Raw genomic sequence first — 4,599 nt, forward strand, 5'->3', positions numbered from 1 at the left:
CCGGTCACCGCTTCTTTCGAATCTGCTGCCAATTTGCCATCAGCAAGATTGCCCAATACCGTCGGTGCCGTCGTGGTACCATCGGCATTCACCGCACTCAGGCGCACCGCATTCGCCGCCACTTCCTTACTCTTATCAGCACTGCCGTCAGCTGCCCGTTGGTAATATTTGCCGTCTTCTACCGACAAACGGTTGCCGTTCGCATCGGTGTACACCACCGTGCCGGCTTCCCCTTGGCGGATATCGACGATTTGACTAATCGCATCTTTACCGTTCAAACCGTCTTGACCGGCTGCACCACCTTTGCCATTCAAACCATCTTTACCGGCGGTGCCGATTACCCCTTGTAAGCCGTCAACCCCGTCTTTCAGGTTTGAGGCGATATCTTTGGCTTCATCAGCCGTGGTTTTGGCATTGTCTGCGGTAGTTTTCGCATTGTCGGCTATCGCTTTCACCCCGTCCAACTGCCCTTTATTAACCGCATCGGTTTTATCCACCCCGTCTTTTACGCCTTTTAACAACGTACCATCACCGGTTCCCAGCGTCTTATCCCCGTTTAACGTCAAGACTGATTTATCACTCCCAAAATCGTATTTCACCATATTCGGGTCAGCCGCTGTTCCGCTACCTCCGGTGCCGCCATTCGCCAAGGTTTTTTCCACTTCAGCTTGGAATTTTTTGAACTGGGCTCCGGTCACCGCTTCATCCGACGTCTCCGAAATCGTGCCGTCCGCCAAACCGCTCAATTTGCGTTTCAGCCCGTTCGCACCCAATAAACTAACCGTCGCGGTACTGCTGTCTTTTGCTACCGTAATCAGGGTGTTATCATCTCGCACCAGACCTAGCGTGCCGTTGTTGATGTTATTGGTGATAGTGGTGGTCGCGGTGCTGACCGCACTTTTTAATTGTCCCACATTCGCGGCATCACTGTCTGCGGTGCCGGCTTTCAGGTTGCTGATTTTACTGCCACCGTTGCCACCCAAGGCAACCGTGTCTTTTGCCGCTGTGGTGTATTTGACATTCAGCGTATCCGCCGCTTGTAGCGTCGTTATCGTGGTTTTATTGCCGTCTGCCGTGGCTTTGGCACTGTCAGCCACACTTTTCACACCGTCCAGCTGCTGTTTGTTGACCGCATCGCTAGCTTGAGTGCCGTTCGCCACACCCGTCACCCGACGTGCCGTATTATCCTTGCCGGCAACATTCAATACCGTACTGGCGCTGTCTTTTGCCACCGTGATTTCTTTTTTCACGCTGTCGTCTTGCACCAAACCGACGCCGCCGTTATTGATATTGTTGATGGTGGTGGTTAACTTGGTGATTTCACCACTGTTTTTATCGGCAATCGCTTTCACCGCATACAGCTGTTTGCCGCTGACTGCATCGGTTGAGGTGGTTGACACCGCGCCGTCTTTCAGGTTGGTGATTTTACTGCCACCGGTGCCCGCCAGTGCCACCGTGTCTTTGGCAGTATTGTATTTCACATTCAGGGCATCTGCGGCTTGCAGGGCAGTAATGTTGGTTTTATTGGTATTAGCCGTGCTGTTGGCAGTATTAGCGGTGTTTTGTGCTGCCGTTGCCGCAGTCTGTGCGGCGGTGGCGGCGGTTCTCGCGCCGTCTGCAGTGGTCTTGGCCGTATTGGCCGTGGTTTGCACCCCAAACAGTTGCTTACCGTTAACCGCATCGGTTGAAGTCGCCGAAACTGTGCCGTCTTTCAGGTTAGTGATTTTAGTACCACCGGTACCCGCCAGTGCTACTGTGTCTTTGGCGACATTGTATTTCACATTCAGGGCATCTGCGGCTTGCAGGGCAGTAATGTTGGTTTTATTGGTATTAGCCGTGCTGTTAGCAGTATTGGCGGTGTTTTGTGCCGCCGTTGCCGTAGTCTGTGCGGCAGTGGCGGCGGTTCTTGCGCCATCTGCGGTGGTCTTAGCCGTATTGGCCGTGGTTTGCACCCCAAACAATTGTTTACCGTTAACCGCCTCGGTCGAGGTCGCCGATACTGTGCCGTCTTTCAGGTTAGTGATTTTGGTGCCACCGGTGCCCGCCAGTGCCACCGTGTCTTTGGCGGTATTGTATTTAACGTTTAATTTATCCGCATTCTGCAAATCAGTGATATTGGTTTTATTGGTATTGGCTGTACTGTTGGCAGTATTAGCGGTGTTTTGTGCCGCCGTTGCCGTGGTTTGGGCAGCCGTGGCGGTGGTTCTTGCGCCGTCTGCGGTAGTCTTGGCAGTATTGGCCGTGGTTTGCACCCCAAACAATTGTTTACCGTTAACCGCCTCGGTCGAGGTCGCCGATACTGTGCCGTCTTTCAGGTTAGTGATTTTGGTGCCACCGGTGCCCGCCAGTGCCACCGTGTCTTTGGCGGTATTGTATTTAACGTTTAATTTATCCGCATTCTGCAAATTAGTGATATTGGTTTTATTGGTATTGGCTGTACTGTTGGCAGTATTAGCGGTGTTTTGTGCTGCCGTAGCGGTGGTTCTGACCGCATTCAGTTGTCTACCGTTGACCGCTTCCATCGAAGTCGCCGATACTGTGCCATCTTTCAGGTTGGTGATTTTACTGCCACCGGTGCCCGCTAGCGCTACCGCACTTTTATCCGCATTGTATTTCACATTCAGGGCATCTGCGGCTTGCAGGGCAGTAATGTTGGTTTTATTAGTATTGGCCGTGCTGTTGGCGGTATTTGCGGTGTTTTGTGCCGCCGTTGCCGTAGTCTGTGCGGCGGTGGCGGTGGTTCTCGCGCCGTCTGCGGTAGTCTTGGCCGTATTGGCTGTGGTTTGCACCCCAAACAATTGTTTACCGTTAACCGCCTCCGTCGAGGTCGCCGATACTGTGCCATCTTTCAGGTTGGTGATTTTACTGCCACCGGTGCCCGCCAGCGCTACCGCACTTTTATCCGCATTGTATTTCACATTCAGGGCATCTGCGGCTTGCAGGGCAGTAATGTTGGTTTTATTAGTATTGGCCGTGCTGTTGGCGGTATTTGCGGTGGTTCTAACCGCATTCAGTTGCCGACCGTTGACTGCTTCCATCGAAGTCGCTGAAATTGTGCCATCTTTGAGGTTGGTGATTTTGGTACCACCGGTGCCGATCAGTGCCACCGTGTCTTTGGCGGCATTGTATTTAACATTTAATTTATCGGCATTTTCAAGTGCAGTGACTTTATCAGTATAGGTTGCAATATTATTTATTGTATCGGCAACATCCTTTCTCAAGCTGATAGTATAACTAGTGCTTAAGCCATTTTTATCCGAAGTATTGTTCACACAAACATAAATACCTCCCACACCAAATATATTTCCCTTCACACCGTTACCAGAAGTGCATTGAGGAGTCGATATCTGTGCAGCAAAACTGTTATTAGGCAAAATTACACTCAGTATAATCACAGAAACCAGTCCTGCAATAACACTCTGTTTTTTTCCTCTTGCCCGACTATTTTCCGAGACCGCAACAAACTGTCCTAAATGGTTACGGATAACTTTATAAATTTTGTTCATAATGACCTCTACATACTTTTACTTTCATCGTTTCACAATGATGGATAGTGTTCCGATCAACCCTCACGACGGCTGATCACATTGATTTCAACCCGACGGTTCGGCTGCAAGCAGGCTTTCAGCGCCTCCGTCACCTGATTGCCGTTGCAGTGCACTTGCGGTTGCGACTCGCCACGACCTTCGCTGACAAAGCGGATCACCTCGGTATTAATCCCTTGTTGCTGCAGTAGTTGACGCAGTAGCTTAACAACAGTGTCAGCACGCCGTTGCGACAGCCGCTGATTGGCTTGATCGCTGCCGATGCGGTCGGTATGCCCGACCACTGTGATTTGTTCGATCGCACTTTGCGACAAAGACTGTGCCAACTGTTGCAGCTGCACCCTGCCTTGCGGCAAGAGATCTTGAGTTTGGTAACGCCCGAAGCGGAACAAGGCATCGGCAGACAGCGGGTGACGGTTGTTTTGGGTTTGGCAGCTCGCAATTTGTTGTTCGGCTTGTGCCAAATACTCATCTGCCTGTTTTAAGAAATGGACGCCGTGTTTTTGGTAGTTGCCGTAGCCTTCACGGTACTCATATTCGGCACCCAGTAGCGCAGCATCAGCACAAGCCAACGCTTGCGGCGCACAGACGGTGCCACGTTGTTGTGCCAGTTGCTGTAGTTTTTGCCATTGGGTGAAAGGACGGCGCGGATAGCCCGGCGACGGCGCGGAGATCAACGCGACCCCTTGCTTGGCTTGTGCTGCTTGCAAATTGTGCACTGCACTTTGCGCCAAATGTTCAGTGATTCCGGTGGTGCGGACTTCGCGGTAGGTCCAGTGCGCCAATTCAATCTGGCACTGGGCTTTCAAATAGGCGAAATTATGTTGCAGGGCTTGGTCGGCATTCGCCGCCTGAATCTGCTGATCCAACTTTTGTAGCTGTTTGTCGGTGATATAATCTGGCTGCCAGCCGTATTGTACTGGGGCGATCGGCACGCCGTCATATAGTGGCGATGCAGAAAATGCGGGGGAAGAAACCAGAAAAAGGGTAAAAAAAACAGCAGTTGTGACTTGACAACCGAGCTTAGTTAGGCAGGTTTGTTTGTTTGTTTGTT

General features: G+C 51.4%; 2 protein-coding genes and 1 pseudogene. All 3 read right to left on the reverse strand.

The features are described 5' to 3' along the window. Positions 1-3,272 (reverse strand): alanine-zipper protein (locus FHQ30_RS05435; RefSeq protein WP_500692250.1); only part of this gene is annotated, 3,272 nt, incomplete at its 3' end. Positions 3,273-3,392: 120 nt separating this feature from the next. Next, a pseudogene (locus FHQ30_RS13420) lies at positions 3,393-3,506 on the reverse strand (ESPR domain-containing protein); the annotation flags it as partial. Between the two features lie 56 nt (positions 3,507-3,562). Continuing rightward, a partial coding sequence (locus FHQ30_RS05440) for an OmpA family protein (RefSeq protein ID WP_139612180.1) occupies positions 3,563-4,599 on the reverse strand: 1,037 nt, incomplete at its 5' end.

This window comes from Testudinibacter sp. 'clade 2', assembly GCF_006227735.1.
GTDB lineage: Bacteria > Pseudomonadota > Gammaproteobacteria > Enterobacterales > Pasteurellaceae > Chelonobacter.